Annotated in this window: 1 pseudogene; it reads right to left on the reverse strand. The window is 76.6% G+C overall.

The features are described 5' to 3' along the window. Positions 1–148, reverse strand: a pseudogene (locus tag SJ20_RS08700) (DUF501 domain-containing protein); the annotation flags it as partial. Between the last annotated feature and the right edge of the window lie 61 nt (positions 149–209).

Consider the following 209-nt stretch of genomic DNA (forward strand, 5'->3'; position numbering starts at 1 on the left):
CGGTGGTGGCCACGAGGGGGTTGCCGCACACGCAGCGGGCACCGATCTCCACGACGTCCCGGACCGGGCGGCCGAGCTGGCGGGACAGGGTGTCCAGGTCCTGCTCGGTGACGGTGCGGTCCTGGGCGGGGCGGGGGCTGACGGTCATGGTGTCCTCGGGGGTGCGGGGGTGGTGCGGGCGGGGGCGGGACGCGGGGTTCACTCGAGCC

This window comes from Micrococcus sp. MS-ASIII-49 (assembly GCF_000946635.1).
Lineage (GTDB): Bacteria > Actinomycetota > Actinomycetes > Actinomycetales > Micrococcaceae > Micrococcus > Micrococcus luteus.